The organism is Bacillus sp. SJS, from assembly GCF_000732485.2.
Lineage (GTDB): Bacteria > Bacillota > Bacilli > Bacillales > Bacillaceae > Metabacillus_B > Metabacillus_B sediminis.
The window spans coordinates 135893-160597 of record NZ_JAQV02000004.1; the positions used below are offsets into that span (position 1 = coordinate 135893).

Sequence of the window (24705 nt, forward strand, 5' to 3'; positions counted from 1 at the left end):
TTATCGGCTGTTATCTGTCATATGATTTCTTTCCGTGCGGCTCGGGAGCGATTCATCATGAACAGGGTCTACTGCTGGCAGCGGTTCTTTATGAGCTGGCTGAGTTTTTACTTCATCCAATTCCCTCTTTAATGCCTTGTTCTCTTTTTTCAGAGAACGGACCCGGTTCATACCTGAATATCCTGCCATTAATGCGCCCATGAGAACAGAACCAAGAACGATTAATATGAGCGGCCATTGGGATTGGCCAAACAAATAATCCACTTCCACAGGCTCCACATTAATCACCGCAAAAACAGCTACGATTAGTGCAAAAAAGATGACTAGCAATAAACTCCATTGTTTTTTCAACGTAATTCCTCTCTCTCTATGGGGATAAACGGATTAACATGAACAAAAACTTTTTGCACCTCTTCATATTCCATTAGTGCGGCACTCACACGCTTAGCGATTTCATGTCCTTCCAAAACCGAAAGCGTCGCAATGACGGAAATTTTCACATCGACGATCGCATAGTGACCATGCTCTCTGGCAAAAAGCTCATCAATCCGTTTTAATCCTTCAATATTTAATATGGTTTCCTTCATATCAGCTGTATCCTCATCGTGCATAACATGATCCAGGGAAGCATGAATCGCTTCACTTCCTACCTTCCAGGCAGTAAAAAGCACTAAAATGGAAACAGCTACTCCCGCAAAAGGGTCGGCATACAAAAGCCAATCAATCTTAAGCCAGGAACCAGCGATTGCTCCCAGAATCCCAACAAGAGCGGCGAGTGAAGCAAATACGTCTGAGCGATGATCATAGGCATTGGCAATTAAAGCATCGCTCTTCAATCTTTTACCCAGTCTGTAGTTATATTGAAACATCACTTCCTTAATGACAATAGCTGCCGCGACTGCCGCAATCGCAATTGGTGAGGGAGCTTTAGCCGGTTTAAAAAACGCCTCAAATGAGGTTTTGCCGATTTCAAATCCAACAAGCGTGAGCAGAACCGCTACAACGACTGCCGCAATCGACTCAGCTTTTCCATGTCCGTAAGGATGATCTTCATCTGGAGGCTTCTTGGCAAGCCTGATTCCGAACAGCACGACTACAGATCCAGCTACATCCGTGACGGACATTGCCGCATCGGCAATCAAGGCTTTACTACCTGAAATAAAACCGATTACCCCTTTTAATACGGCGAGGAGCAGGTTTGCGGCAATACCAGTGACAGCTGCGATCTGCACCTGTTTAAACCGATTATCCTTATTCATTAAGTCCCTCCTCTTATGCCGGTCAATTTCATCTCTTCTTATCTTATCCTTTATAAGAGGAATGAATGAGCATGAACTGGGTTCCATCGTATTTTTTACATAATGGGACATATTATGATTGAATCTGCCTGTCATAGAAAGGAGCGATAGATGATGGAAAAAACAAATGAATTTGTAAATAACCTGCACGAACGTCAGGAAAAAGATGAAGCAAATCGGAAACATCAGGGAAAAGGGAACGCTGGCAAAGACTCTCCGAGCAAAACGCATAAAGAATAAAAAAGAGGACCGCATAGTTGGCGGTCCTCGCTTTTGTTACACTTCCGGGTGCTGATTCGAATGCAATTCCTTCGTTTGATCGTCTTTCTTTTTGACAAACTCTTTCTTCTTCAAAATCAGCCATAGCTGTGCGGCGATAAAGATAGAAGAATATGCCCCCGAGATTAACCCGACAAGCAAGGCAATCGAGAAATTGCGGATCGAGTCACTTCCGAAAATCATGAGTGCCACTGTTGTAATCACAACGGTCAGGACCGTATTGATTGAACGTGTAAACGTCTGCTGCAAACTCTTGTTTACAATCATACTTAAATCCTCGATCGTTTTTACCTTTGTTTTTCTTTGAAGCTCGCGAATCCGGTCAAAGGTTACAATGGTATCGTTAATCGAATAACCAACGATCGTCAGAATTGCCGCAATGAAGGTGATATCAACTTCGAGGCGTGTAAGACTGAAGAAAGCAACGATAAAGAATGCATCATACAGCAAAGCGACGATGGCTGATAGTCCCATTCTCCACTCATAGCGGATGGCTACATAAATAACAATTCCGAGAGAGGCAAGCAAAATACCGTAGAAAGCATTCTGAGCGAGTTCCTTCCCAACCTCAGGAGAAACGGTACTTACTGTCGGTTCTTTGCCATATTTCGCAAACTGATCCTTCAGTTTTGCAATTTCCTCTTTGCTCAAAACTCCGACAAATCTTGCTACAGCCGTGTCATTGTTTGCACCGGCTAAGACAATTTCATCGGCTTCCATATCAATGGACTTCAGTTCTGTTTCAACCTGTTCAGCTGTGATTGGCTTTTCAGAACCAATTTCAACCCGCGTACCGCTTGTAAAATCGATCCCAAGATTCAGCTTGAATATCAGAATGATGATAAGTCCGGCTGCCACCGTAATTCCTGAGAAAGCGAAAAAGCCATTACGGTATTTTAGGAAATCCACTTTATCAAAGCGTGTCGGCGGATCCGTAAATTTATCCGTTTCGTAAATCTCAAGCATTTGACTCTTTTTCACGCCGAACCATGACTTTTTCTTATCGAGCCAGCGGCTTTCCACCAGCAGGGAAAGCAGAATTCTTGAAAGGAATACAGCAGTTACAAAGCTTGCAATAATACTGACAAGAAGCATCGTTGCAAAGCCTTTAACGGCACTTGTTCCGAAAAAGAACAGGACTGCTCCGGCAAGCATGGTGGTTAAGTTTGCATCAAAAATCGTCATGAATGAGCGTCTGTTTCCAGACTTAAAGGCAGAGCGCACGGATTTACCAAGCTTCAGCTCTTCTTTAATCCGTTCATACGTAATAATGTTCGCATCGACAGCCATCCCAACCCCTAGAATAAGGGCGGCAATACCAGGCAATGTCAGAACTGCATTCATCCAATCAAAAATCTGGAGAATAACGAATATATATGCACTTAATGTGATGACCGCAATCGCTCCTGGAAGACGATAATAGAAAAGCATAAACAGGAAGATTACTGCTACTCCGATGATTCCTGCGAGCACAGTTGACTGAAGCGCTTCCTCCCCGAATTTAGCTCCTACGGAGGTTGAATACGTTTCATCAAGCTGGACCGGAAGAGACCCGGCATTCAGCAGGTTTGCAAGCTCCTGTGCTTCTTTTATGGAAAATTGCCCTGTAATGACAACATCGGTTGTGTCGAAAACTTCATTAACGTTTGGATCGGAAAGGAATTTCGGTTTGGCCTTTCCTCTTTCTTCTTTATATTTGTCTCCCGGCTGATAATCCAGCCAAATGACCAGTTGATTTTCCGGCTGCATAGCTACAATCTTGCTTGTAGCATCCTTGAATTTCGATTTATCCTTCAGCTTGACAGAAACGACAGGCTGATTGGACTGAGGATCAAAGGTTTGCTTTGCTGCACCCTGGACAAGATCGGAACCATTCAAATATTCCTTGTCATTCACGTCCCTGAATGTAAGCTTTGCCTGCGTGGACAGAATCTCGCGTGCTTTGTTCTGATCTTTAACACCAGCAAGCTGAACACGGATCCTTTTTCCTTCGATCTGAATATTCGGCTCGCTTACACCGAGTACATTTGCACGGTTTTCAAGGGCACGCACCGTACTGACAAGAGCTTCCCTGTCAATGACATCCCCTTTGTTTGCTGGCGATACATCATAAAGCACTTCAAATCCGCCCTGCAGATCAAGTCCCCTTGGAATGTTTCCTGTTACTTCCGGTGTTCTGAATCCAATAATAACTCCAACTAAAACAGTAATGAGAAAAAACGCAAGGATGCGCCCCCGCTTGATCATTATGTATCCTCCTTAGCTACTTGAACCCGTCCGTTACAGCAATTCTTCAAGCATTTTGGTGCCTTCTTCGCTTCCGAACCAATTAGGTGCTTTATACGATTCTACGGCCGCAAAATTCATGAATTCTCCTGCTCTAACAGACATGATGTCACTCACCATTTTATAAATCATTAATTTTTCTTTAGACTTCCACTTCTTTTTCAACAAGTATGTCCACAATTCCTGCTCTGAGACATGATCATAGCCTAATATCATAAACTCTTCCAGCTTGCTTTTCATAAAAGGCCTGACATGATGTCTGTACAGTTCCGCAGGATGTTTCTCCATTTGCGCACGCTCCTTTAACAATCCTTATAAGCTGTATGCCATACGATAGACCTATGCTTCTAAAACTTGTCATGCTTGGCCATCTCACAGTCATATAGTAATTGTATATGAAAACAAGCTATTTGAGAAGGCAGGGAAGGGCATGTCCAAGCAAACATTTTTAAAAGGAACGATCATATTAATTGCGGCAGGACTCATTACCCGAGTTCTTGGTTTCATTAACAGAATTGTTCTCGCAAGATTTGTAGGCCAGGAAGGGGTCGGCCTCTACATGATGGCAGTCCCTACACTTGTGCTGATTATTACCATCACCCAATTCGGACTTCCTGTTGCCATATCCAAACTTGTTGCTGAAGCTGATGCACAGGGAGATCAAAAACGCATAAAAAAAATACTCGCTGTATCCCTTGCAGTTACAGGAAGCTTGAGCATTTTTTTCACTCCGGTCATATTACTTTCCGCACCCTATTTATCGGAGCATCTTTTTACAGATCCAAGAACACTCTATCCCCTTATGGCGGTTGCACCGGTCGTCCCGATCGTTGCCGTTTCTTCGGTATTGAGAGGGTACTTCCAGGGAAAACAGAACATGAAGCCAGCTGCCTATTCACAGGTCCTGGAACAAATTATCCGGATATCGCTCATTGCGGTTTTCACTACGGCTTTTCTCCCATACGGAATAGAATATGCCGCTGCAGGAGCTATGTTTTCAGCTGTAGTCGGAGAGCTTGTTTCTCTTATTTATCTCTTTTTTATGTTTAAGCTTAAAAAGAAAATCAGAGTCCGGAAAAATTTTTTTCAGTCTATTAAATCCGGCAAAGATACATTTAAAAATTTAATGGAAATAGCGGTTCCAACGACTGGAAGCAGGATGATCGGCTCGGTTTCATGGTTTTTCGAACCCATCGTCGTTTCTCAAAGTCTGGCACTTGCAGGTATAGGCACGGCCATGGCAACAAGGCAATACGGAGAGCTGGCAGGCTATGCCCTGCCGCTGCTCATGCTTCCTTCCTTTATCACGTTTTCCCTTTCCACCTCTCTCGTACCGGCCATTAGTGAAGCAATGGCTCAAAACAAGAAGAAGCTGGTCGAACACAGGCTCCGTCAAGCATTAAGACTGTCCCTGGTAACGGGCGGGCTTGCAGCTGTTGTGCTGTATATTTATGCTGATCCCCTGATGAACTTAATGTACGGAAATGCAGATGCCGCCATTTTTGTTAAATTAATGGCCCCATTTTTCATTTTCAATTACATCCAGGGGCCATTGCAGGCAGTCCTCCAAGCCTTAAACCTTGCACGCGCCGCTATGATTAACAGTCTAATCGGGGCATTAATTAAAACGGCTCTGATTTTTGTCCTCTCAGCCCGGCCCGAAATGGGCATTAAAGGAGCCGCGCTTGCTATTGTCATTGGCATCATGACTGTGACCCTGCTGCATTTAGCAACCGTTATTAAAGTCGTTTCACTGACCATTTATGTAAGAGAATATTTGTATAGTTTTGCAGCAATGGTCATCACCGGAGCTGCAGGCTATTATGCTTACTACAGCTGGCTGAAAAATTTCGGAAGCGTCATTGGCCTTCTAGCGGCAATAGCCATCTGTACAGGAATATATGTAATCCTTTTAATTCAATTCAAGCTTGTTTTAAAGGAAGAACTGAAGCGGGTACCGCTATTTGGCCCCGCCCTGGCAAAGCTTATTCCAAATCCTCGCTGAATCTAGACATTTGACACATCTACGTAAAACACACCGTTGGAATACGTACAAAAAGAGATGTTCTGCAGCTCCTGATAGCCCAGCTTGCGGAGTTCCTGTCTAAGCCACAGCTCCGTCTTCCCTATTTTTTCAAGGTGGGCAGGCTGAATCGCTCCATCAATGATGAGCGCCAAATCAATGTTCTGCATAGGCTTTCCTTCCTGCTTTGTGAAAACATTCAGCTTTCCTGATGTTTCTAAAATCGCAAACTCTACATCCCCGAGGTTTCGTACGTTTTTCTCACGAAGCTGAGTCATTAAATCATCAAAATTGTACCGCTGGGACCTCATCGCCCTCTCATCTATCTTCCCTTTGCTGATAATGATTGTAGGCTTGCCATCGATAAGCTGACGGACTTTTTCACTCTTCAAAGACAAAAGAGCCAAACCGTACTGAATCCCTAAAAGCAGCAGCATGGATATGACGGAATGCATAAGGGGATCCTTTGGACTTTCGATCGCCATAACTGCCAGCTCCGCAATCATAATAAAAACCACCAGATCCAAAATACTTAACTCGCCTATTTCCCGCTTCCCCATCATACGGAAAATAATGATAATCAAAAAATACAGCAAAACCGTCCGGGCGATAATAATTAAATAAATCTCCATCCATGCTTCTCCCTTCTTACAATGCTTTCTCTAGTTTGTACAGGCCTTTTTCAATCCATGCGGCAAAGTTTCTTCCAATGAATGATTCTAATCACCCTTTCTTCTGAATACCTTAAGAAAAGACGAGCATAAACAAGCATGCGCCAAAAGGGAGAGATGCTTACTATGGAAACAAAAAAATGGGGAAAAGCTATACTAAGCGGACTTGTTGCTATTTTTGCTGCCGCTCTGGCAATCAGCCTTATCTTCTCACTGCTCCTTAAATTCACAGGCATGACGGAAAGCTCAATACGGTGGATTCTCCTGGCCCTCTCCTTCATCACCCTGTTCATTGGGGGATTTATCGCCGGAGGCAAAGGTAAAGAACGCGGCTGGATACTCGGAGGCATCACGGCACTTTGTTTTACACTCATTATTTTGCTCTTCCAATTCCTTGGATTCGGATCAACGCTAAAACCTATGCAATTTTTATACCACGCAGGATTTTTAGCAATGGCTATGCTGGGCGGAATGATCGGAGTTAATATGTCATCGGATTAATGGAAGTGGGAGACCCGGCGGATGCCGGGTTTTTTGGTGTTTTTATGGTGGGGGGAGAATCGTTGCCTGGCATTCTGTTTTTCCGGATCGTTGCCTGGCATTCTTGCCTGGCAGTCCGCTTTATCGGGCCGTTGCCTGGCATTCTTGCCTGGCATCACTCTTTTCGAGGACTTTGCCTGGCATTCTTGCCTGGCATCCTGCTTTTTCGGATCGTTGCCTGGCATTCTTGCCTGGCAATCCGCTTTCTTGGTCCGTTGCCTGGCATTCTTGCCTGGCAATCCGCTTTCTTGGTTCGTTTCCTGGCACTCTTGCCTGGCAATCCGCTTTCTTGGTCCATTGCCTGGCATTCTTGCCTGGCAATCCGCTTTCTTGGTCCGTTGCCTGGCATTCTTGCCTGGCAATCCGTTTTGCCGTTGCCTGGCATTCTTGCCTGGCAATCCGCTTTTTCAGCTCGTTGCCCAGCATTCTTGCCTGGCAATCCGCTTCTCCAGCTCGTTGCCTGGCATTCTTTCCTGGCAATCCGCTTTATCGGTCCGTTGCCTGGCATTTCTTGGTTCACGTAAAACGAACAGTCAAAAAACAATAAAAAAAGAGAAAGCATTAAGCTTCCTCTGTTTTTGCCAGTACGGATTTCTCTTTTACTTCGCGGATTGCTCTGCGTTCGAATGTTAAACGGGAGCCGTCGCCAGCCTTTAGTACAGCTTTTTCTTCATCGATTGATTCAATCGTCGCGTGAAGCCCTCCAATTGTCACAACCTTGTCCCCTTTTTGCAAACTGCTTTGCATTTGGCGGAAGGTCTTTTGCTGTTTTTGCTGCGGACGGATCAAAAGGAAATAAAAAATCGCGAACATTAAAACTAACGATAAAATCGTTGTCATGGAATTACCACCCATTTTCTTTCACCCCTTTCAAAGTTTAGAAGTTGCGAGCGTTCGGTTTGTTGAATCCATATTGTTCAAAGAACTCGTCTCTGAAGTCGCCAAGACGGTCTTCTCGAATCGCTTGTCTAACTTGCTCCATTAATTTTAACAGAAAATGAAGATTATGATAAGACGTAAGTCTGATACCAAAAGTCTCTTCGCACTTTATTAAGTGTCGAATATAGGCACGTGAGTAATTTTTACACGTGTAGCAGTCGCAGTTTTCATCGATTGGACCGAAGTCTTTTGCGTATTTCGCATTTTTTACGACGAGACGGCCTGTGCTTGTCATTAAGGTTCCGTTGCGGGCAATTCGCGTAGGCAGGACACAGTCAAACATGTCGATTCCTCTGATTGCTCCGTCAATGAGTGAATCAGGAGATCCAACTCCCATTAAGTATCGGGGTTTGTTATCAGGCATCCAAGGGGTTGTAAATTCAAGGACCCTGTTCATAACGTCCTTCGGTTCACCTACAGATAATCCTCCGACTGCATATCCAGGGAAGTCCATGGATACAAGGTCTTTTGCACTTTGCTTGCGAAGCTCTTCGTACTCTCCGCCTTGAATGATACCGAATAAGCCTTGATCGTTTGGACGCCCATGAGCATTGAGACATCTTTCAGCCCAGCGGCTGGTCCGTTCGACAGATTTTTTCATGTACTCATACTCAGCAGGATATGGAGGGCATTCATCGAACGCCATCATAATATCTGAGCCCAGGTCATTTTGAATCTGCATCGCTTTCTCAGGGGAAAGGAACAGCTTGTCTCCGTTCAAGTGGTTGCGGAAATGAACCCCTTCTTCTTCAATTTTCCGGAATTCACTAAGGGAAAATACTTGAAATCCGCCTGAATCCGTTAAAATCGCTCGATCCCAGTTCATGAATTTGTGCAAACCGCCGGCTTCTTTAACAATTTCATTTCCCGGACGGAGCCACAGGTGATAGGTGTTGCTTAAAATAATATTGGAGCCCATCCCTTTTAGATCCTCGGGAGACATCGTTTTTACAGTTGCAAGTGTGCCAACCGGCATAAATGCTGGTGTATCAAAGGAGCCGTGGGGAGTATGAACTTTTCCCAGCCTCGCACCTGTCTGCTTGCATGTTTTGATAAATTCGTACCGTATCGGTGATAATGAAGCTGTCACCGTCTCTCCTCCTCTATGTGTAGCCTTTTATTCAGTGTAGCCTAAATTTTCTTTTTATAAAATGAGCATTGCGTCTCCGAAACTGAAGAATCGGTATTTTTCACGAACTGCCGTCTCATAAGCGTTCATTACATTCTCTCTGCCGGCTAGTGAGCTGACCAGCATAATAAGAGAGGACTTTGGCAAATGGAAGTTGGTCAGCATGCCGTCAATTCCTTTGAACTCATAACCGGGATAGATAAAGATGCTTGTCCAGCCGCTTTCTTCCTGGAATTTGCCGTCTCCAGCAGAAGCAATCGTTTCTAGGGTGCGGGTTGAAGTGGTCCCAACCGTAATAATCCGTCCCCCGTTTGCTCTTGTCTCATTAAGCAGCCGGGCCGTTCCCTCTGTCATCTGATAGAATTCGGCATGCATTTCGTGCTCTTCTACAGTTTCAGCGCTCACCGGCCGGAAGGTTCCAAGTCCTACATGAAGCGTGATGTACGCAACAGATACCCCTTTTTCCTGAAGTTCAGAAAGAATTTGATCTGTAAAATGCAGGCCTGCTGTAGGTGCAGCAGCGGAGCCGGCTTCTCTTGAGTAGACGGTTTGATAGCGTTCCCTATCATCAAGCTGCTCTTTTATATATGGAGGCAGAGGCATTTCTCCAAGCGACTCCAAAACCTCATAAAAAATTCCTTCATAGGAAAAATGCAGCGTTCTGCCGCCGTGCTCTTGTTCTTCTACACATTTGGCTGTCAGCTTTCCGTCTCCAAATGTAATAATCGTGCCTTCCTTTACACGTTTAGCTGGTTTAATCAGGGTCTCCCATGTATCACCCTCAGATTGCTTCAGCAGAAGCACTTCAATTTTTGCTCCTGTGTCTTCCTTCATTCCGAAAAGTCTTGCCGGCAAAACACGGGTGTCGTTCAGGACGAGGCAGTCTCCGGGCTGAAGATGACGGGTAATATCGGGAAATTGCCCATGGCTGATTTCGCCGGTTTCTTTGTTTAGATGCATCAGCCTGGAAGCATCTCTTTTTTCAAGAGGAACCTGCGCAATGAGTTCTTCGGGAAGGTCAAAATCGAATAATTCTACTTTCATGTTATCACCTGTTTTTCTCTTGTCATTTAAATCGTCCAAAAATAGAAAAAAGAACGGTTAGCAAAATGCTGATGATAATGGAGGTTGCAATCGGGAAAAAAAAGGTTGTATTCCCTTTTTTGAAGACTAGGTCTCCAGGCAGTTTCCCAATTGCCTGCATAAACAGGCCGGCCAAAAACAAAACGGCCCCAATAATCATCAGCAGTTTAGGCATTTCAGTCATGTTCCGGAACCTCCAGGTTAAAATGTCTGTAAACCGCATCGGTTACCATTCTGCCCCTGGATGTTCTTTGCAAAAACCCGATCTGTAAAAGATAGGGTTCATAAACGTCTTCAATCGTATGTGATTCTTCTCCAATTGTCGCAGAAATTGTGTCCAGTCCGACTGGACCTCCTCTATACTTTTCAATAATCCCCGTCAGCAGCTTGTGGTCAATATGATCCAGGCCCAATCTATCTACTTGAAGCCTTTCAAGTGCTTCAGATGCAAGCTCCTCTGAAATGGCTTCTTTACCGAGCACCTGTGCAAAATCACGGACTCTGCGTAATAGCCGGTTCGCAATTCTTGGTGTTCCTCTCGATCTTCTTGAGATTTCAGCGGAAGAATGAGGATCAATGCCAATTTGGAGGATATCCGCTGTCCGTTCTACAATCTCTGAGAGCTCTGACTCCCTATAGTAATCAAGCCTGCTCAGGACACCGAACCGGTCTCTTAACGGAGCAGTCAAAAGCCCCACCCTTGTTGTAGCTCCCACTAATGTAAACGGGGGGAGATCGAGCCTGACAGATCTTGCTTCCGGTCCTTTGCCGATGACAATATCCAGGCAGAAATCCTCCATTGCAGGATAAAGGACTTCTTCAATGGAACGGTGCAGACGGTGGATTTCATCAATAAAAAGGACATCTCCAGGCTCGAGCGCAGTTAGAATCGCTGCCAGGTCGCCGGGTCTTTCAATAGCCGGTCCTGAAGTCGTTCTGAGATTTACGCCCATCTCATTTGCAATAATGGCAGCCAAAGTCGTCTTACCGAGACCCGGCGGACCGTATAGGAGGACGTGGTCAAGAGTTTCTCCGCGCATTTTGGCAGCCTGGATAAAGATATCCAGATTTTCTTTTACCTTATCCTGTCCTATGTATTGACTGAGCCTTTGCGGGCGCAGACTAAGCTCCAAGTATTGTTCTTCATTTTCGGCACTTCCGGACACAAGCCGGTCATTCATTGTCATCACCTTACTTTAACAGCTTTTGCAGCGCTTTTTTCACCAGCTGATCGGTTGACAGTGCTTCGTCTTTCAAAGCTGGAACAACCTTATTAATTTCCCGCTCTGCATATCCGAGAACTTTGAGAGCCTCAATGGTCTCAGCGAGAGCTTTTGAAGCCTCATCTTTTTCTGCAAACACGGTATGATTGAATAAGGAAGGAGCAAATTCGGGGGCAACATCGCCTAACTTGCCTTTTAAATCAAGAATAATCTGTCTTGCCGTTTTCTTTCCCACTCCAGGAAATTTAACAAGGAAGACCTCATCCTCTGCTTCGATTGCCTGCACCACTTGAGACGGATCTCCTGATGCCAGGATCGCAAGCGCTCCCTTAGGGCCAATTCCTGTTACGTTCAGCAGCTTCGTGAAAAGGGCTTTTTCCTCTCTTGTTCTAAATCCGTATAAAGCAAGGATGTCTTCTCTGACATGCTGGTATGTATATATGGTTGTTTCTGTTCCCATTGTATAGACGAACGGATTGGGAGCAAATATTTTATAGCCGATGCCAGTATGGTCTATCACAATATACTCGGGAGATATGTAATCAATCTTCCCGCGGACAAAATCAATCACCTTTTTCACCTCTTTACAACTGTACTTCATTGTATCACAAAAAGGCGCGGCCAAGAACTAGAAACGTTAACATATGTTCTCACAGTGCAAAATGAAAAGCCTGCGAAATGGCAGGCAAATTCGAATACGCTATTTTTTTGCAGAACGCGTTCCGTATTGTTTAAATGTTTCGATAACGTGCAGATAATCCTTCCTGCTCGCTACTCTGATTCCATTTTCCAGCTCTATATGTCTTTTTGTTTCAAGCTTACCTACATCTATCTGGAAAAATGACTGGATGACTTTTCCTTCCTCGCTCGGTTTGCCATCAAATATAGATAGTATCCCTTTGTTATTCAGGCCAAAATATCCGTTCGTTTTCATAAGAGGAGATATATCATTCATATTCTTTCTCAGGACAATTTTCATTCCGATTTTCTCCACTGGCATCCATCCCGGATAGCGGTCGAGCAAATGGGACAGGGAGCCATTCGGTTCCCTTTTTATCTCTACGCTCACTTCTCCATCAAGATAAGCTCTTTCCAGGTATAAAGTAATGGAATTTACAGCTTTTTCATCCGCTGTGTGCCGTTCCAATGCTTGAACGTTAACTGTACAAAATAAGGTGATCAAGGTGATGAGCGACAATTGAACATATACAAACGGCTTGCGTGTCAGCAACAAGTCCACCTCACTATTAATCAGATTTAAACGGGTTCCCACCATAAAGGAAACAATGCTAATAAAAAACTTCCATGATTGCCACATTCATAGTGTGACCATTCATGGAAGTTTTAGTCATAAGAAAAACCAGGGATGCCCCTGGTTTTAGCGATTCGGATTAAGCGTGCGCTGAATGGTTTTGCCGGTATTTTTCATAAAATCTTTAATATCGGCATCAATGGTTTTTCGCGGTTTGTTATTTTTAATATTCGTATCAATTTGCTTAACTCTGTTGAAGGACCCTTCGTCTGTAAAGACATCCACATTTTTGCCGTGTGCCAATTTTTCTGTTTCTTTTAAGATGGCGTTTTTCACATTTTTATCGTTTTTATCGTTTGTATCAACAGCTACAATCACATTATCTTCTGTCACAACTGTTCTGGCCTCATCAACATTTTTCATTTTGGAAATTTTATTTGAAACATTTTCGGCTATTTTCTGATCACTCTCGTTATAATATCCATTTTCTTTACGGGTATTTGACACTCTGGTCGGGCGATCATTGCGATCTCCGTCCATCATTTCAGTGATCGGGCCATCGTTGTCAGCATGATCCTTGTTTTTTCCATCATGTTCGTTTGAGTACATGCCGATTGGCTGTGTGTTGTCATTGTAATCCATTGCATTGTCTTTACCATTGCTGCATGCTGTAAGCACACCTGCTAGAAGAGCCAGAGATCCGTATTGGATGGTCTTTCTTATCAAGATGACTACCCCCTGTTTTTATACCAATTGAGCGTAATGTGCTCTTGGTTAGGTTGCTCTGAACAGAAAGTTTTAATCTTGACAGTTCCCTCCATTAATCAAAGGCCTTGTATTTTTTAGCTCCTTTAAACCTGGCTGTTGATTGCAGCTAGCAGGCGTTCACTCTAATCAACAGGTGTTACCAATCCACACCATGCTTGAACAGCGCCTGCTTTTTTAATATGTAAAAAAAAAAGAGACGATTGGAATCGTCTCGAACCATTAAAATTAATCCTCATCCACATTGTAAAAATCAGGGCGTCCAAACATTTGGCCATATCCTGGCTGCATTCCGTACCCCGGCTGCATTCCATATCCTGGCTGCATTCCGTAGCCCGGCTGCATTCCATACCCTTGAGAACCGCCGCATCCACAATCATGCGGTGGCATTTGGCCGTATGCACCGCCAGTCTGCGGCTGTTTATTCTTGCCTTCTTGCGCACCCATTACGTTCGGCATGTTAGGCGACATAGCACCCATTACGTTCGGCATATTTTCATTCATCGCACCCATCACGTTGGGCATGTTAGGCGACATCGCGCCCATCACATTCGGCATATTTTCATCCATGGCACCCATCACGTTCGGCATATTATGATCATAAGCACCCATTACACCCGGGCCAAACCCTGAACCGGGCATTACAGGAGAGGCCGGTGTGCATCCAGGAGGATATGGCGAATATCCTTGCGGAGCCATTTGCGGCATCATTTGAGGCATGCTTTGAGCGCCCATTACATTTGGCATATTGGGAGACATCGCGCCCATCACATTCGGCATGTTTTCATCCATTGCACCCATCACGTTCGGCATATTCGGAGACATGGCCCCCATTACGTTCGGCATATTCGGGGACATCGCACCCATCACATTTGGCATATTCGGGGACATGGCCCCCATCACGTTCGGCATGTTTTCATCCATGGCACCCATCACATTTGGCATGTTTTCATCCATTGCCCCACCGACGCCATAAGGCATTGGAGATGGCACACACCAATACGGCATTGGATGATGGTGATGATGGTGGCCATGATGGCCATATCCGTATGGAGCTCCATACATTGGGGCCTGCATTCCATATCCAGGCTGCGGTCCGCCGTACATTGGCTGCTGCATGGATGGCTGCGTTGCTCCCATTACTCCTGTTGGAGCAGAATAAGGCATATTAGGCATGTTCGGCATTTTCTCCATTTTCTTGGTTGCCTCCTCTTTCTTGGCTGGTGAAACTGCCTTTTGTGCCCCTTGTGCAGCTGTCTTCTCTTTTGGCTTTTCAGCCGGCTTCTTCATTTCCGGCATGACATTTGCCGGCTTTTTCATTTCCGGCATAACATTCGCCGGCTTTTGAGGCAGCTGCGGCTGCTTCGGCGGCATTGACATATTCACCATATAATAATTATTAATATCCATTTCAGGGTAAACAGGCTGAGGTATGTTTGGCATTTTAGGCATAAATGGAGTAATTGGTTTTTCTTTTTTAGGTTCTTCTGCTGCTTGAACTTCTTTTGGTTTTTCCTTTGCAGGCTGCTGAACAGGCTGCTCTTTTATAGGCTTTTGTGTTTCTTTTTTCGAATTGAAATTAATTTGAGTTTCATTCTTTACTGGAACGCTTCCTGTAGGTACCTTAATTTTCATTCCAGGCATTATGGAATCGGGATTGCTTAGTTGAGAGTTCATTTTTTTCAGTTCTTCGAAATCTGCTCCATATTTTTTAGCGATGTTCCACAATGTATCCCCTTTTTGAACGATATGGATTTTCAAAAGTTCCCCCTCCTATGCATTAACTGTATAGTAAAAGCATACAGGCTAATTGCCGTTATTCTTCACCACAAGTTATGCGGAAAAAGGAGCGAATATGCCTTCTTTGAAAAATGCCCAGCCGTAAGTCCTTGTTTTCCCCACTGAAACTTCCCTATTATAAAACGCAAAAACCGTGATAAATGTGCCACTTTTTTTGAATAAATTCCACATTTGTCCGTGGCACAAAGAAAAGCGCAAGGGATGAAGATCTGCTAAGTGCGCGACGTCCTTCCGCAGCGCAGAACTGACCCGCATCCTGCGGGCCCCCGGCAAGTCTCGAGGGGCAAGGCGCTGGAGCTGGACAAATCAACTTATACAAAAAAATCATGAAGCAGAATTCAAAAACCCCATGCGGCGCATGGGCTTTTGTGGCAATCAAATTATATAGAGAGCATTCTGTTCAGGGCAAGCACTGCCTGTTTTGCTTCCTCTTTTTCCACGATGATTCTGTTTACTCCTTTACCTTCTGCAATAGCTTCCAAGGACCACAGCAAATGCGGCAGGTCAATTCTGTTCATCGTTAAACACGGGCACATATAAGGATTCAGTGAAACAATTTCCTTATCCGGATTAGATGAGATCAGTCTGTTAACGAGGTTCATTTCCGTGCCGACCGCCCATTTCGTGCCAGGCTCTGCCGCCGAAATCTGTTCAATGATGTATTTAGTGGATCCGGCCAGATCAGCTAGCTGAACGACTTCGTGTGTACATTCAGGGTGAACAATGATTTTCATATCGGGTTTTGTCTTCCTGATATGAGCAATATTTTTTTCTGTAAACTTCTCATGAACAGAGCAATGCCCTTTCCAAAGAAGGATTGTTGCCTGCTCGGCAGGACCCTCCAATGTTTCTGAAATCGGGTTCCAAACTGCCATATGGTCCAAGGGAATTCCAAGATCAAAGGCTGTGTTTCTTCCTAAATGCTGATCGGGCAAAAAAAGGATGCGTTTTTTTTGCTGTAATGCCCATTTCACAATTTCTTTCGCATTGGAGGAAGTCACGGATGCTCCCCCATTCCTTCCTACAAAGGCTTTAATGGCTGCTGTGGAGTTGACGTAAGTAAGCGGAATGATGGTATCTCCATAGAGAGCCGTCAAATTTCCCCATGCACGCTCCGTCTGCTTGATATTTGCCATATCAGCCATGGAGCAGCCTGCTCTCATATCAGGCAAATACACATATTGATGATCACCAGTCAGCATGTCTGCCGTCTCGGCCATAAAATGAACACCGCAAAAAACGATGTGCTCTGCTTCCTTGTTGTCTGCGGCCGCCTGGGCAAGCTGAAGGGAATCACCGGTGCAATCTGCGAATTGAATGACTTCATCCTTTTGATAATGATGACCCGGAATAAATAGCCTGCTGCCGAATTCTTTTTTAATCTCCCAAATTCTTTTCTCAATTTCCTCCGTTGACCATGTTCTGTACTTTTCAGGAATCAGTGAAACGGCTTCTTCGGTTAGCACATCCATAAGACTCATTTTTCTTCCCCCTGCTTCATTAATAAACTAAAATCCAGCGCTTTAACAGAATGGGTGAGGTACCCAAGTGATAGGTAGCTGACACCCGTGTTTCGATAGGTGTGGAGGTTCTCTGGAGTTATGCCGCCGGATGCTTCTGTAATGATTGAATCAGGCGTTATTTCAGCAAATTGTTTGACTTCCTCAGGAGAACGGTTATCAAACATGATGATATCCGCCTTTGCCTCAATCGCCTCCAAAAGCTGATTTTCATTCTCTATTTCCACTTCAATTTTCACCGTATGGCCGATAGCATCTTTGGCTCTTATTACGGCTTCCCTGATGCTTCCTGCAAACGAAATGTGATTATCCTTAATCATGACCGCATCATAGAGGCCATAGCGGTGATTTCGTCCGCCTCCGCATCTAACGGCATATTTATCGAACATCCGCAGTCCGGGTGCCGTTTTTCTTGTATCGCATATCTGTGTATCCGGACTATCCAAAAGCATGATGGCTTCCCTGGTTGCTGTCGCAATCCCGCTCATCCTTTGAATGAGATTTAATGCTACCCGTTCTGCACTGAGGATTGAAATAATTTTTCCCTCAATTTCTGCAACAGGTTCTCCTGGTTCTACCGCTTCCCCGTCCTTTTTAAGGATTTGGACGTCTATTTGATCATCAAGCAGTGAAAAAGCAGTTTTTAAGACGGCTTCCCCTGAAAAAATGCCTTTTTCCTTTGCAAGAATGACAGCCTCTCCCCGATCACTTTCAGAGAATATTCCGCTCGCAGAAAGATCCCGGTCACCAAGATCCTCCAATAAAAAATGACGAATGCTTTCCTTCACTTTTAATGCATTCACACCATCACCCCTAAAGCTGTTTTATTCGTTTTCCATAGCAGTTCTTTTCGTTTCCAATTCGCTTCTTTTAATGGAAAGTCTGACCTGAAATGACAGCCCCTGCTTTCTGTCCGCTGCAAGGCAGCCTTGGCAATTAATTCACCGGCCGTCATCATGTTCGCCAATTCAAAGACATCTGGTGAAAGCTCATCCGCCTGCTCGCTCTTTTCTTTAGCAGCTTTAAACCAGTTAATTAGCTCCCTTAGCCCCTCTTCATTTCGTTCAATTCCGGCGAATCGGTCCATCATATCAGCTGCATCCTTTTTTGTAACCGTGTACTTGGGAGGCAGTTCCGGGTTGAAGATTGGAAAAGAATTGGGTGATTGGACTGTTCTTACATCCTCTGCTATTTTTTTGCCAAACACCAGGCCTTCAAGAAGGGAATTGCTTGCAAGTCTGTTTGCGCCATGAACGCCTGTGCAAGCCGCTTCACCTGCTGCATACAGCCTAAGGATGCTTGTTCTGCCATTCAGATCCGTCTTAATACCGCCCATAAAAAAATGCATCCCAGGCATGACAGGGATTAGTCCGTCCTGCAGTCGTACGCCATGCTTCTTGCACATTTTCGATATACCTGGAAACCTTTTTTCGAATTGAGGAATGCTTTTAATGTTTAGAAATATGGATTCTCCCTGCTGGATTCTTCTGAAAATTTCTCTGGAAACTACGTCTCTCGGTGCAAGATCTGCCAGCGGATGTACGTTCTCCATGATTCTGTCTCCGGCAGAATTTTGCAGAAAGGCGCCCTCTCCGCGAACAGCTTCCGAAACAAGCCCTTTTACCGCTCCCTCTAAATAGAGCATCGTAGGATGAAACTGGACAAACTCCATATCTGCAAGTATGGCCCCTGCTCTATAGGCAAGGGCGATTCCATCCGCAGTACAATTTTTATGATTGGAAGTATGCCGGTAGAGGGTTCCGCAGCCTCCAGCTGCCAGAACAACAGCAGAAGCGTAAATAACTTCTGTGCTTCCATCCGGATTAAGGACGTGCACACCATAGCAGGTGTTTTCTTTAACAAGCAGTTCTGTAACCATCGTTTGTTCCGCGAGGCTCACCTTTCCATTTATACGCCCGGCAAGAAACTGGACCATTGCTTTTCCTGTTTCGTCGCCGCCTGCATGCACAATCCGGTTTAATCTGTGAGCTCCTTCCATCCCAAGCTTCAGGGAACCGTCCCCAGCTCTATCTGCTGGCAATCCTTCACGAAGGAGGTTTAAAAGAATCTTGTTCCCTTCTTCTGTAAGCTGTTTCGCTGCAAAAGGGTTTGTATGTCCGTCACCGGCTTGAATTGTATCCTCATAATGGAGTTTCGTGGAATCTTTTTCAGAAAGTGCAGCGGCAATCCCGCCCTGGGCTAAGGACGAATTCCCATCTGTTACAGATCCTTTCGTAACAATCGTTACGTTCAATCCTTCACAAATATAATAAGCAACGGCCAAAGCTGCTATCCCGCTGCCAATAATCAGCACGTCTGTCTGCCGCATATTTCCCCACCTTGCTTTACATGTGTCTTGACACCTATCTTTACATAACTTTAAAATAAGCACAAGAGTTTTTTTGACTGGAGGAACCATCTTGATTTATTTCGATTATGCAGCCACTGCCCCAATGAGCGAGCAAGCGCTTGAAGCCTATATGAAAGCTGCTCAAACGGTTTACGGAAACAGCCAAAGTCTCCATGAAGAAGGCGGACGGGCAGCTGAGTGGCTCTCAGCATCAAGGAAGAAAATTGCTTTTTTGCTTGGCGGGACAGAAGAAGGCCTTTATTTTACCGGAAGCGGAAGCGAAGCCAACGTACTGGCATTAACGTCCCTCCTTAATGGAGCGGACCCAAATAAAAAGGAAATCGTTATGGGAGGTATGGAGCACGCCTCTATAAGAACATACCTTCATGACTTAACAAATAAAGGCTATGTGATTAAAGAGGCTGAGCCCGGCACCGGGGGAATGATTGGATGGAGCGAGGTCGAACCGCTTGTTTCAGAACGGACAGCATTGATTACGGTCCAGCATGCAAATTCTGAAACAGGGATCATACACAATATAAAAGAAATTGCGGGGCATGCACAAAAAAATGAGATTTTATTTCACTCCGACTGCGTCCAGACATTTGGAAAGGTACCGATTCCGGCCGAGGAATGGGGAATCAGCTCGGTAACCGTTTCAGCCCATAAAATTCACGGACCAAAAGGAATGGGTGCAGCGTATATTTCGCCAAAAGTGGCGTGGAAGCCAGCCATTAATGGAACGGCCCACGAAAATGGATTCCGTCCAGGCACTGTTGATGTTCCGGGTGCTGTTTCTTTTGCCGTTGCAGCAATGGAAACGGTAAAAGAAATGGACAGAGAACAGATGAAAATGAGAGAATACAGGAAGCGTTTAGTATCCTTTATAGAGGAGAAAAATATTGGAATGACGATTGATGCAATGGATGAGAAATTTCAGCTCCCGGCAATTATCGGGTGCCTGTTATCCCATACAGAAGGCCAATATGCCATGCTTGCATGCAGCCAAAACGGTGTGGCACTATCAACAGGCAGTGCCTGTCACTCGGGAATGACGAAGCCTTCTCAAGCTCTGCTCGCTCTTGGCATATCAGAGGAACAAGCTCATTGCTTTATTCGAATTTCTCCGGGCAGAGGAACGGAAGATTCCCACTTTGAACGGCTGGAATCGATCTTAGAGAAGTATTGTAAGGGAGCAGCAGAAAGGATGGAGTACTATTGACCTCTAAAGTTTATGGAGAAGAAAGAAGACAGCAGATCCTGCAGCTGCTGAAAACAAGTCCTGTCCCTCAGACAGGAAGCGACCTAGCCAAAAAAATGAATGTTAGCCGGCAGGTGATTGTTCAGGATATTTCATTATTGAAGGCAAAGTCTGAACCAATTATCGCAACAAGCCAAGGGTATATTTATATGCAATCGCAAACCCCTGCTAAAAATGCAGAGCGTTTAATTGCCTGCTTGCATAGCCCAGAACAAACTGCCGAAGAGATGAGGGTCATCGTGGATCATGGAGCAGCAATAAAGGATGTGTCGGTAGAGCATCCCGTATACGGGGATCTTACAGCTTCGATCATGGTTCACAATCGTAAGGAAGTAGCAGAGTTTATTGAAAAAATAACATCCAGCCAGTCCTTCTATCTCTCCCAGCTAACAGAAGGCGTGCATATGCATACGATCGCTGCGGATTCGGAATCTGTATTGGATGATGTTTGCCAGGCTTTAAATGATAAGGGGTTTTTAATAAAGGATGAGTAACAAAGAGGCTGTCTGTAGAGAAAATGATTGAAATTGAAATACCCCGGGACGCAGTGAGCATTCCGGGGGTTTCGTATTTTTAAGGGTTAGCTGATTGGACGGAAGGTGCGAGACATTTGCTAAGAGCAGCGGGACAGATGAGACCCTGCATCCGCCTGACGCCGAGGATCCTGGCAGCGGAAATGAGCCAAAACCAATCTAATTTCAAACAGCGAAAGCAGCTTTAAAAACTGCATTCTGGCCTGTCTCTTTCAGTTCAGGCATAAAACGCTTTATAGCTGCCAAGAACTTTCACACCGCAGCCAAGCGCCTCCAGCTCATTTACAGCACCGGGAATTAAAACACTGTCCATGGCGTGCTCCAAATCGATAAGGAAAAAATAGTTTCCTAGTCCGGTCTTCATCGGCCTTGATTCAATTTTGGACATATTCAGTTTTCTCCACGCAAACGCGGAGAGCACCTGGTGAAGCGTACCTGACTGGTTTGAAGGAAGCGTGACCATAATGGTGGTTTTATCCTTACCTTCATAACCAGGCAAGGTTGGAGGCTTCTCGGACGCCGATGGATGCAAAATAGCGAACAACGTATGGTTGTAATGATAATCATGGATGTCCCGCTTCACAATGGACAGTCCATAAACCTCTGCCGCCATTTCATTCGCAATAACTCCTGCATTTTCTCCAGGATGTGTGCTTACAAATTGAGCAGCCGCCCCTGTCGAAGCTGCATAAGAATGCTCTGCCAGCGGAAATTCGCTATGCAAATACCGGTGACATTGCGCAATTGCATGAGAATGAGATACAATCTTGTCTACCTGCTGCCATGAAGATTCACGGTCAGGATGCACCATAAAATGCTGATTTATAGGGACGACCAATTCCCCTACAATATGAAGCGGCTGTTCATGAACGAGGTAGTCGACCGTTAAATTCACGGAGCCTTCAATTGCATTTTCAAGAGGAACAATCGAGAAGTCCACATCTCCCGCAGCCACGGCATCCATACAAGCCGGAATGGTGGCATATGGAATCTGCTCAATCTGTTCATGAAAAAACTTCGAAACGGCCAAATGGGTAAATGTTGCCTTAGGTCCTAAAAATCCAATACGATAACTCAATGCTACCAACTCTCCTTAAGCCCCTGATCCAAGTATTTCTACCTTATCGACAAACTCCATTTTCTTAAATCGAGAAATTAAACGATTGATATCTTCGTTCATTCCATTAATATTCAAAGAAAGCGTTACGTTGGCTCTGCCTTGAAGAGGAATGGTTTGATGAATCGTTAAGATGTTGCACCCCGCATTAGCCACCAGTCCCAGAAGCTCTGACAATGTTCCGGATCGATCCTCAAGCTGAAAAAAGAGCGTAATGATCTTTTCTTTTACAACGGTGTGAAACGGAAAAACAGCATCTCTGTATTTATAGAATGCACTTCGGCTAAGATCGACCCGCTGAACGGCTTCCGCTACCGATCCTGCCTTTCCTCTCTCCATCATCTTCTTCACATCAAGTGTCTTTTTCATAGCTTCAGGAAGAACATCCTCACGGACAAGAAAAAAAGTTTCTTCTTTCAATCCTATCACTCCTCCATTAAAAAGTTGGCGAAGATAAGGATAGCGCTGTATCCTTAGCGGACTTTCAAATATGTATAATGTCCAGGCAAATTGCCTGGACATTCCGTTCTATATTCCGCAAAAGCGGACAGTAAAAACCCGCATATATAGACTGCATTTATTAATCAACAAATTCAAATTCGAACTCAAGAAGTCTGACGATATCTCCGTCTTTGGCTCCTTTTTTGCGAAGTGCCTCATCTACGCCCATCGTACGCAGCTGGCGCGCAAAGCGGCGGACAGATTCTTCTCTGCTGAAGTCCGTCATCTTAAAGAGACGTTCGACTTTTTCACCGGTAACGTCAAAAATTCCCGCACTGTCTCTTGTAATGATAAATGGTGTTTCTTCTTCCTCGAGTGTATAAACTACACGGTGAACACCCGGATCTTCTTCATCCTCGTAAAGCGGGAATTCCGGTGTATTCTCAAGTGTGTCTGCAATTTTAAACAGCAGATCACGAATTCCATCTCTTGTAGCTGCTGAAACAGCAAACACTGGATAATCATCCTGGAGCTTTTCTTTAAAGATTTTTAGGTTTTCTTCTGAATCCGGCATATCCATTTTGTTTGCCACAATAATTTGAGGACGCTCTGTCAAACGCAGATTGTACTGCTTCAGTTCATCATTAATTGTCAAGTAATCCTCATAGGGATCACGCCCTTCAAGGCCGGACATATCAATCACATGAACAATGACTCTTGTTCTTTCAATATGTCTTAGGAACTGATGCCCTAAACCGATTCCTTCATGTGCTCCTTCAATTAAGCCTGGAAGATCCGCCATAACAAAGCTGCGTCCATCCTGAGTTTCAACCATTCCAAGGTTTGGAGCAAGCGTTGTGAAATGGTAATCGGCAATCTTCGGCTTTGCCGCTGATACAACGGATAGAAGTGTGGATTTACCAACACTCGGGAAACCGACAAGTCCGACATCTGCAAGGAGTTTTAGCTCCATCACGATGTAGCGCTCCTGACCCGGCTCTCCGTTTTCGGCAATCTCAGGTGCCGGATTGGAAGGTGTAGCAAAGCGGGTATTACCGCGTCCGCCTCTTCCTCCTCTTGCAATGATTGCCTGCTGGCCGTGCTCAGTTAAATCGGCTATGACCTGTTTCGTATCATCATCCATAACCACGGTGCCAGGCGGAACTTTAACAATCATTTGCTCCGCATTCCGGCCATGCATGTTTTTAGACATGCCATGCTCCCCGCGTTCCGCTTTAAAATGACGCTGATAACGGAAATCCATCAGGGTTCTTAAGCCTTCTTCCACCTCAAAAATGACGTTTGCTCCCTTGCCTCCGTCACCGCCGGCGGGGCCTCCGTCCGGAACATATTTTTCACGGCGATACGCAACCATTCCATTGCCTCCGTCGCCGCCTTTTACATAAATCTTGACCTGATCGACAAACATTATGTCTTTCCTCCGTTCTGTGATGCACGATTACTTCGTATAGAAAATGACAGCCGCCGTAAATTCTTCAGCTGTTATCGTTAGTTCTGAAAGTTGATGATCGGGCAGCTTCATGAAGTATGTATGCAAGCTCTGCATATCATTTAGCATGCCATGAAAATCTAAAAAGAAACGGACCTGTCCCAATTCTTCCGACATCTCTATCGTAAGCACGAGCTGATTTTCACATCTGTCACCAGCACACTGATCCAGCAGCGCAAAAAAGTCTTTGCACCAGGCGCTCAAGTTTCGATCGAGACTGTCCAGATGAAATGTATCCCCGACAATTTCATACTCTATTGAAAATAAGTGGCGCTCCCAGCCAAAGCTGATTAAATTTCCAGCCAATTCTGGAGCCTTAAGATTGCAGAGCCTGGACTCCTGCTGGGCTTCAATAATAATTTCTTCCATAATCTCATTTACTCGTTCATATTTTTCAAGAGACAGGTTGCCCTTAATCAGCTGCAGCCGGTTCATCCAGTCATGCCGGTAGTGGCTAATGACATCAACCATATTCCAGTTTTTGCTACCTTTAGTCATTTGCACTCCACTCTTTCTATTCTTTTAGGAGCATGATTCTAATCAATTTGTTCCGTATAACCAAGTAAATTCGTTAATCTGAAAAGATTGCCTGATGAAATTATAGCAAACCTATGCGCGGAAAAGAAACGGTTTTAAAGAAAATAAGGATTTAGGGGGGTCTCAAGAGGATTGCCTGCCCATCTAT

The 24705-nt window shown here is 44.8% G+C and carries 27 protein-coding genes; 5 read left to right on the forward strand and 22 right to left on the reverse strand.

Features of this window, described 5'->3' with window-relative positions; genetic code table 11:
* Both AS29_RS02800 and AS29_RS02805 read right to left on the reverse strand, forming a co-directional pair.
* Complete coding sequence (locus tag AS29_RS02800; RefSeq protein ID WP_051860556.1) at window positions 1-351, reverse strand: LapA family protein; 351 nt, start codon at window positions 349-351, stop codon at window positions 1-3.
* On the reverse strand, window positions 348-1259 hold the full coding sequence (locus tag AS29_RS02805; RefSeq protein WP_035405267.1) for a cation diffusion facilitator family transporter: 912 nt from the start codon (window positions 1257-1259) through the stop codon (window positions 348-350). Before AS29_RS02805 ends, AS29_RS02800 begins: the two co-directional genes overlap by 4 nt.
* Before the next feature lie 153 nt (window positions 1260-1412).
* Here AS29_RS02805 and AS29_RS02810 point away from each other — a divergent pair, with 153 nt between their 5' ends.
* A complete protein-coding gene (locus AS29_RS02810; protein ID WP_035405269.1) occupies window positions 1413-1538 on the forward strand; it encodes a DUF4023 family protein in 126 nt (41 codons plus the stop codon).
* A 36-nt stretch (window positions 1539-1574) separates the two neighbouring features.
* On the opposite strand, the gene secDF is transcribed toward AS29_RS02810, so the two are convergent.
* Window positions 1575-3821 carry a protein translocase subunit SecDF gene (gene secDF, locus AS29_RS02815; protein ID WP_035405388.1) on the reverse strand — a complete coding sequence of 749 codons (2247 nt, stop codon included), beginning with the start codon at window positions 3819-3821 and terminating at the stop codon, window positions 1575-1577.
* Window positions 3822-3857: 36 nt separating this feature from the next.
* Entirely contained in the window at window positions 3858-4151 is a 294-nt protein-coding gene (locus AS29_RS02820; protein WP_035405271.1) for a post-transcriptional regulator, read from the reverse strand.
* A gap of 142 nt (window positions 4152-4293) precedes the next feature.
* On the opposite strand from AS29_RS02820, the gene spoVB reads away from it, so the two are divergent.
* On the forward strand, window positions 4294-5868 hold the full coding sequence (spoVB, locus tag AS29_RS02825) for a stage V sporulation protein B (protein WP_035405273.1): 1575 nt from the start codon (window positions 4294-4296) through the stop codon (window positions 5866-5868).
* Window positions 5869-5870: 2 nt separating this feature from the next.
* On the opposite strand, the gene AS29_RS02830 is transcribed toward spoVB, so the two are convergent.
* The gene (locus AS29_RS02830; protein ID WP_035405274.1) at window positions 5871-6518 is read right to left on the reverse strand and encodes a DUF421 domain-containing protein; all 648 of its coding nucleotides are present in this window, start codon (window positions 6516-6518) and stop codon (window positions 5871-5873) included.
* Between the two features lie 165 nt (window positions 6519-6683).
* On the opposite strand from AS29_RS02830, the gene AS29_RS02835 reads away from it, so the two are divergent.
* Window positions 6684-7058 carry a TIGR04086 family membrane protein gene (locus AS29_RS02835; protein ID WP_035405276.1) on the forward strand — a complete coding sequence of 125 codons (375 nt, stop codon included), beginning with the start codon at window positions 6684-6686 and terminating at the stop codon, window positions 7056-7058.
* A 120-nt stretch (window positions 7059-7178) separates the two neighbouring features.
* On the opposite strand, the gene AS29_RS21200 is transcribed toward AS29_RS02835, so the two are convergent.
* From AS29_RS21200 to nadB, 13 genes are all read right to left on the reverse strand, one after another.
* Window positions 7179-7577, reverse strand: a complete 399-nt coding sequence (locus AS29_RS21200) for a hypothetical protein (protein WP_156505844.1) — start codon at window positions 7575-7577, stop codon at window positions 7179-7181.
* An 81-nt stretch (window positions 7578-7658) separates the two neighbouring features.
* Window positions 7659-7937, reverse strand: a complete 279-nt coding sequence (gene yajC / locus AS29_RS02845; RefSeq protein WP_338777345.1) for a preprotein translocase subunit YajC — start codon at window positions 7935-7937, stop codon at window positions 7659-7661.
* A gap of 37 nt (window positions 7938-7974) precedes the next feature.
* Entirely contained in the window at window positions 7975-9126 is a 1152-nt protein-coding gene (tgt, locus tag AS29_RS02850; protein WP_035405282.1) for a tRNA guanosine(34) transglycosylase Tgt, read from the reverse strand.
* Between the two features lie 54 nt (window positions 9127-9180).
* Window positions 9181-10209, reverse strand: coding sequence for a tRNA preQ1(34) S-adenosylmethionine ribosyltransferase-isomerase QueA (queA, locus tag AS29_RS02855; RefSeq protein WP_035405284.1), 1029 nt, complete (start codon window positions 10207-10209; stop codon window positions 9181-9183).
* A gap of 22 nt (window positions 10210-10231) precedes the next feature.
* Window positions 10232-10432: a DUF2905 domain-containing protein gene (locus AS29_RS02860; RefSeq protein WP_035405285.1), complete on the reverse strand. Its 201-nt coding sequence runs from the start codon at window positions 10430-10432 to the stop codon at window positions 10232-10234.
* Window positions 10425-11429 carry a Holliday junction branch migration DNA helicase RuvB gene (ruvB, locus tag AS29_RS02865; protein ID WP_035405286.1) on the reverse strand — a complete coding sequence of 335 codons (1005 nt, stop codon included), beginning with the start codon at window positions 11427-11429 and terminating at the stop codon, window positions 10425-10427. Before ruvB ends, AS29_RS02860 begins: the two co-directional genes overlap by 8 nt.
* 10 nt (window positions 11430-11439) lie before the next feature.
* Window positions 11440-12042, reverse strand: a complete 603-nt coding sequence (gene ruvA, locus AS29_RS02870) for a Holliday junction branch migration protein RuvA (RefSeq protein WP_035405287.1) — start codon at window positions 12040-12042, stop codon at window positions 11440-11442.
* Window positions 12043-12171: 129 nt separating this feature from the next.
* Entirely contained in the window at window positions 12172-12702 is a 531-nt protein-coding gene (locus AS29_RS02875) for a BofC C-terminal domain-containing protein (RefSeq protein ID WP_197491568.1), read from the reverse strand.
* Window positions 12703-12849: 147 nt separating this feature from the next.
* Complete coding sequence (locus tag AS29_RS02880; RefSeq protein WP_035405288.1) at window positions 12850-13449, reverse strand: YhcN/YlaJ family sporulation lipoprotein; 600 nt, start codon at window positions 13447-13449, stop codon at window positions 12850-12852.
* Window positions 13450-13716: 267 nt separating this feature from the next.
* The gene (gene safA, locus AS29_RS02885) at window positions 13717-15249 is read right to left on the reverse strand and encodes a SafA/ExsA family spore coat assembly protein (RefSeq protein ID WP_051860558.1); all 1533 of its coding nucleotides are present in this window, start codon (window positions 15247-15249) and stop codon (window positions 13717-13719) included.
* A 419-nt stretch (window positions 15250-15668) separates the two neighbouring features.
* Window positions 15669-16769 (reverse strand): quinolinate synthase NadA, encoded by a 1101-nt coding sequence (nadA, locus tag AS29_RS02895; protein ID WP_035405290.1) that lies wholly within the window; start codon window positions 16767-16769, stop codon window positions 15669-15671.
* Window positions 16766-17611 (reverse strand): carboxylating nicotinate-nucleotide diphosphorylase, encoded by an 846-nt coding sequence (gene nadC, locus AS29_RS02900; protein ID WP_035405291.1) that lies wholly within the window; start codon window positions 17609-17611, stop codon window positions 16766-16768. Before nadC ends, nadA begins: the two co-directional genes overlap by 4 nt.
* Complete coding sequence (nadB, locus tag AS29_RS02905) at window positions 17608-19137, reverse strand: L-aspartate oxidase (protein WP_035405292.1); 1530 nt, start codon at window positions 19135-19137, stop codon at window positions 17608-17610. Before nadB ends, nadC begins: the two co-directional genes overlap by 4 nt.
* A 91-nt stretch (window positions 19138-19228) precedes the next feature.
* On the opposite strand from nadB, the gene AS29_RS02910 reads away from it, so the two are divergent.
* Window positions 19229-20380 (forward strand): IscS subfamily cysteine desulfurase, encoded by a 1152-nt coding sequence (locus tag AS29_RS02910; RefSeq protein WP_051860559.1) that lies wholly within the window; start codon window positions 19229-19231, stop codon window positions 20378-20380.
* Window positions 20377-20913 carry a transcription repressor NadR gene (locus tag AS29_RS02915; protein WP_035405293.1) on the forward strand — a complete coding sequence of 179 codons (537 nt, stop codon included), beginning with the start codon at window positions 20377-20379 and terminating at the stop codon, window positions 20911-20913. Before AS29_RS02910 ends, AS29_RS02915 begins: the two co-directional genes overlap by 4 nt.
* 256 nt (window positions 20914-21169) lie before the next feature.
* On the opposite strand, the gene pheA is transcribed toward AS29_RS02915, so the two are convergent.
* The 4 genes from pheA to AS29_RS02935 form a co-directional block, all read right to left on the reverse strand.
* Entirely contained in the window at window positions 21170-22030 is an 861-nt protein-coding gene (gene pheA, locus AS29_RS02920) for a prephenate dehydratase (RefSeq protein ID WP_035405294.1), read from the reverse strand.
* A gap of 15 nt (window positions 22031-22045) precedes the next feature.
* On the reverse strand, window positions 22046-22489 hold the full coding sequence (locus AS29_RS02925) for an ACT domain-containing protein (protein ID WP_035405295.1): 444 nt from the start codon (window positions 22487-22489) through the stop codon (window positions 22046-22048).
* 160 nt (window positions 22490-22649) lie between these two features.
* Window positions 22650-23939: a GTPase ObgE gene (gene obgE, locus AS29_RS02930; protein WP_035405296.1), complete on the reverse strand. Its 1290-nt coding sequence runs from the start codon at window positions 23937-23939 to the stop codon at window positions 22650-22652.
* 30 nt (window positions 23940-23969) lie between these two features.
* A complete protein-coding gene (locus tag AS29_RS02935; RefSeq protein WP_035405297.1) occupies window positions 23970-24518 on the reverse strand; it encodes a Spo0B C-terminal domain-containing protein in 549 nt (182 codons plus the stop codon).
* Window positions 24519-24705 lie beyond the last annotated feature (187 nt).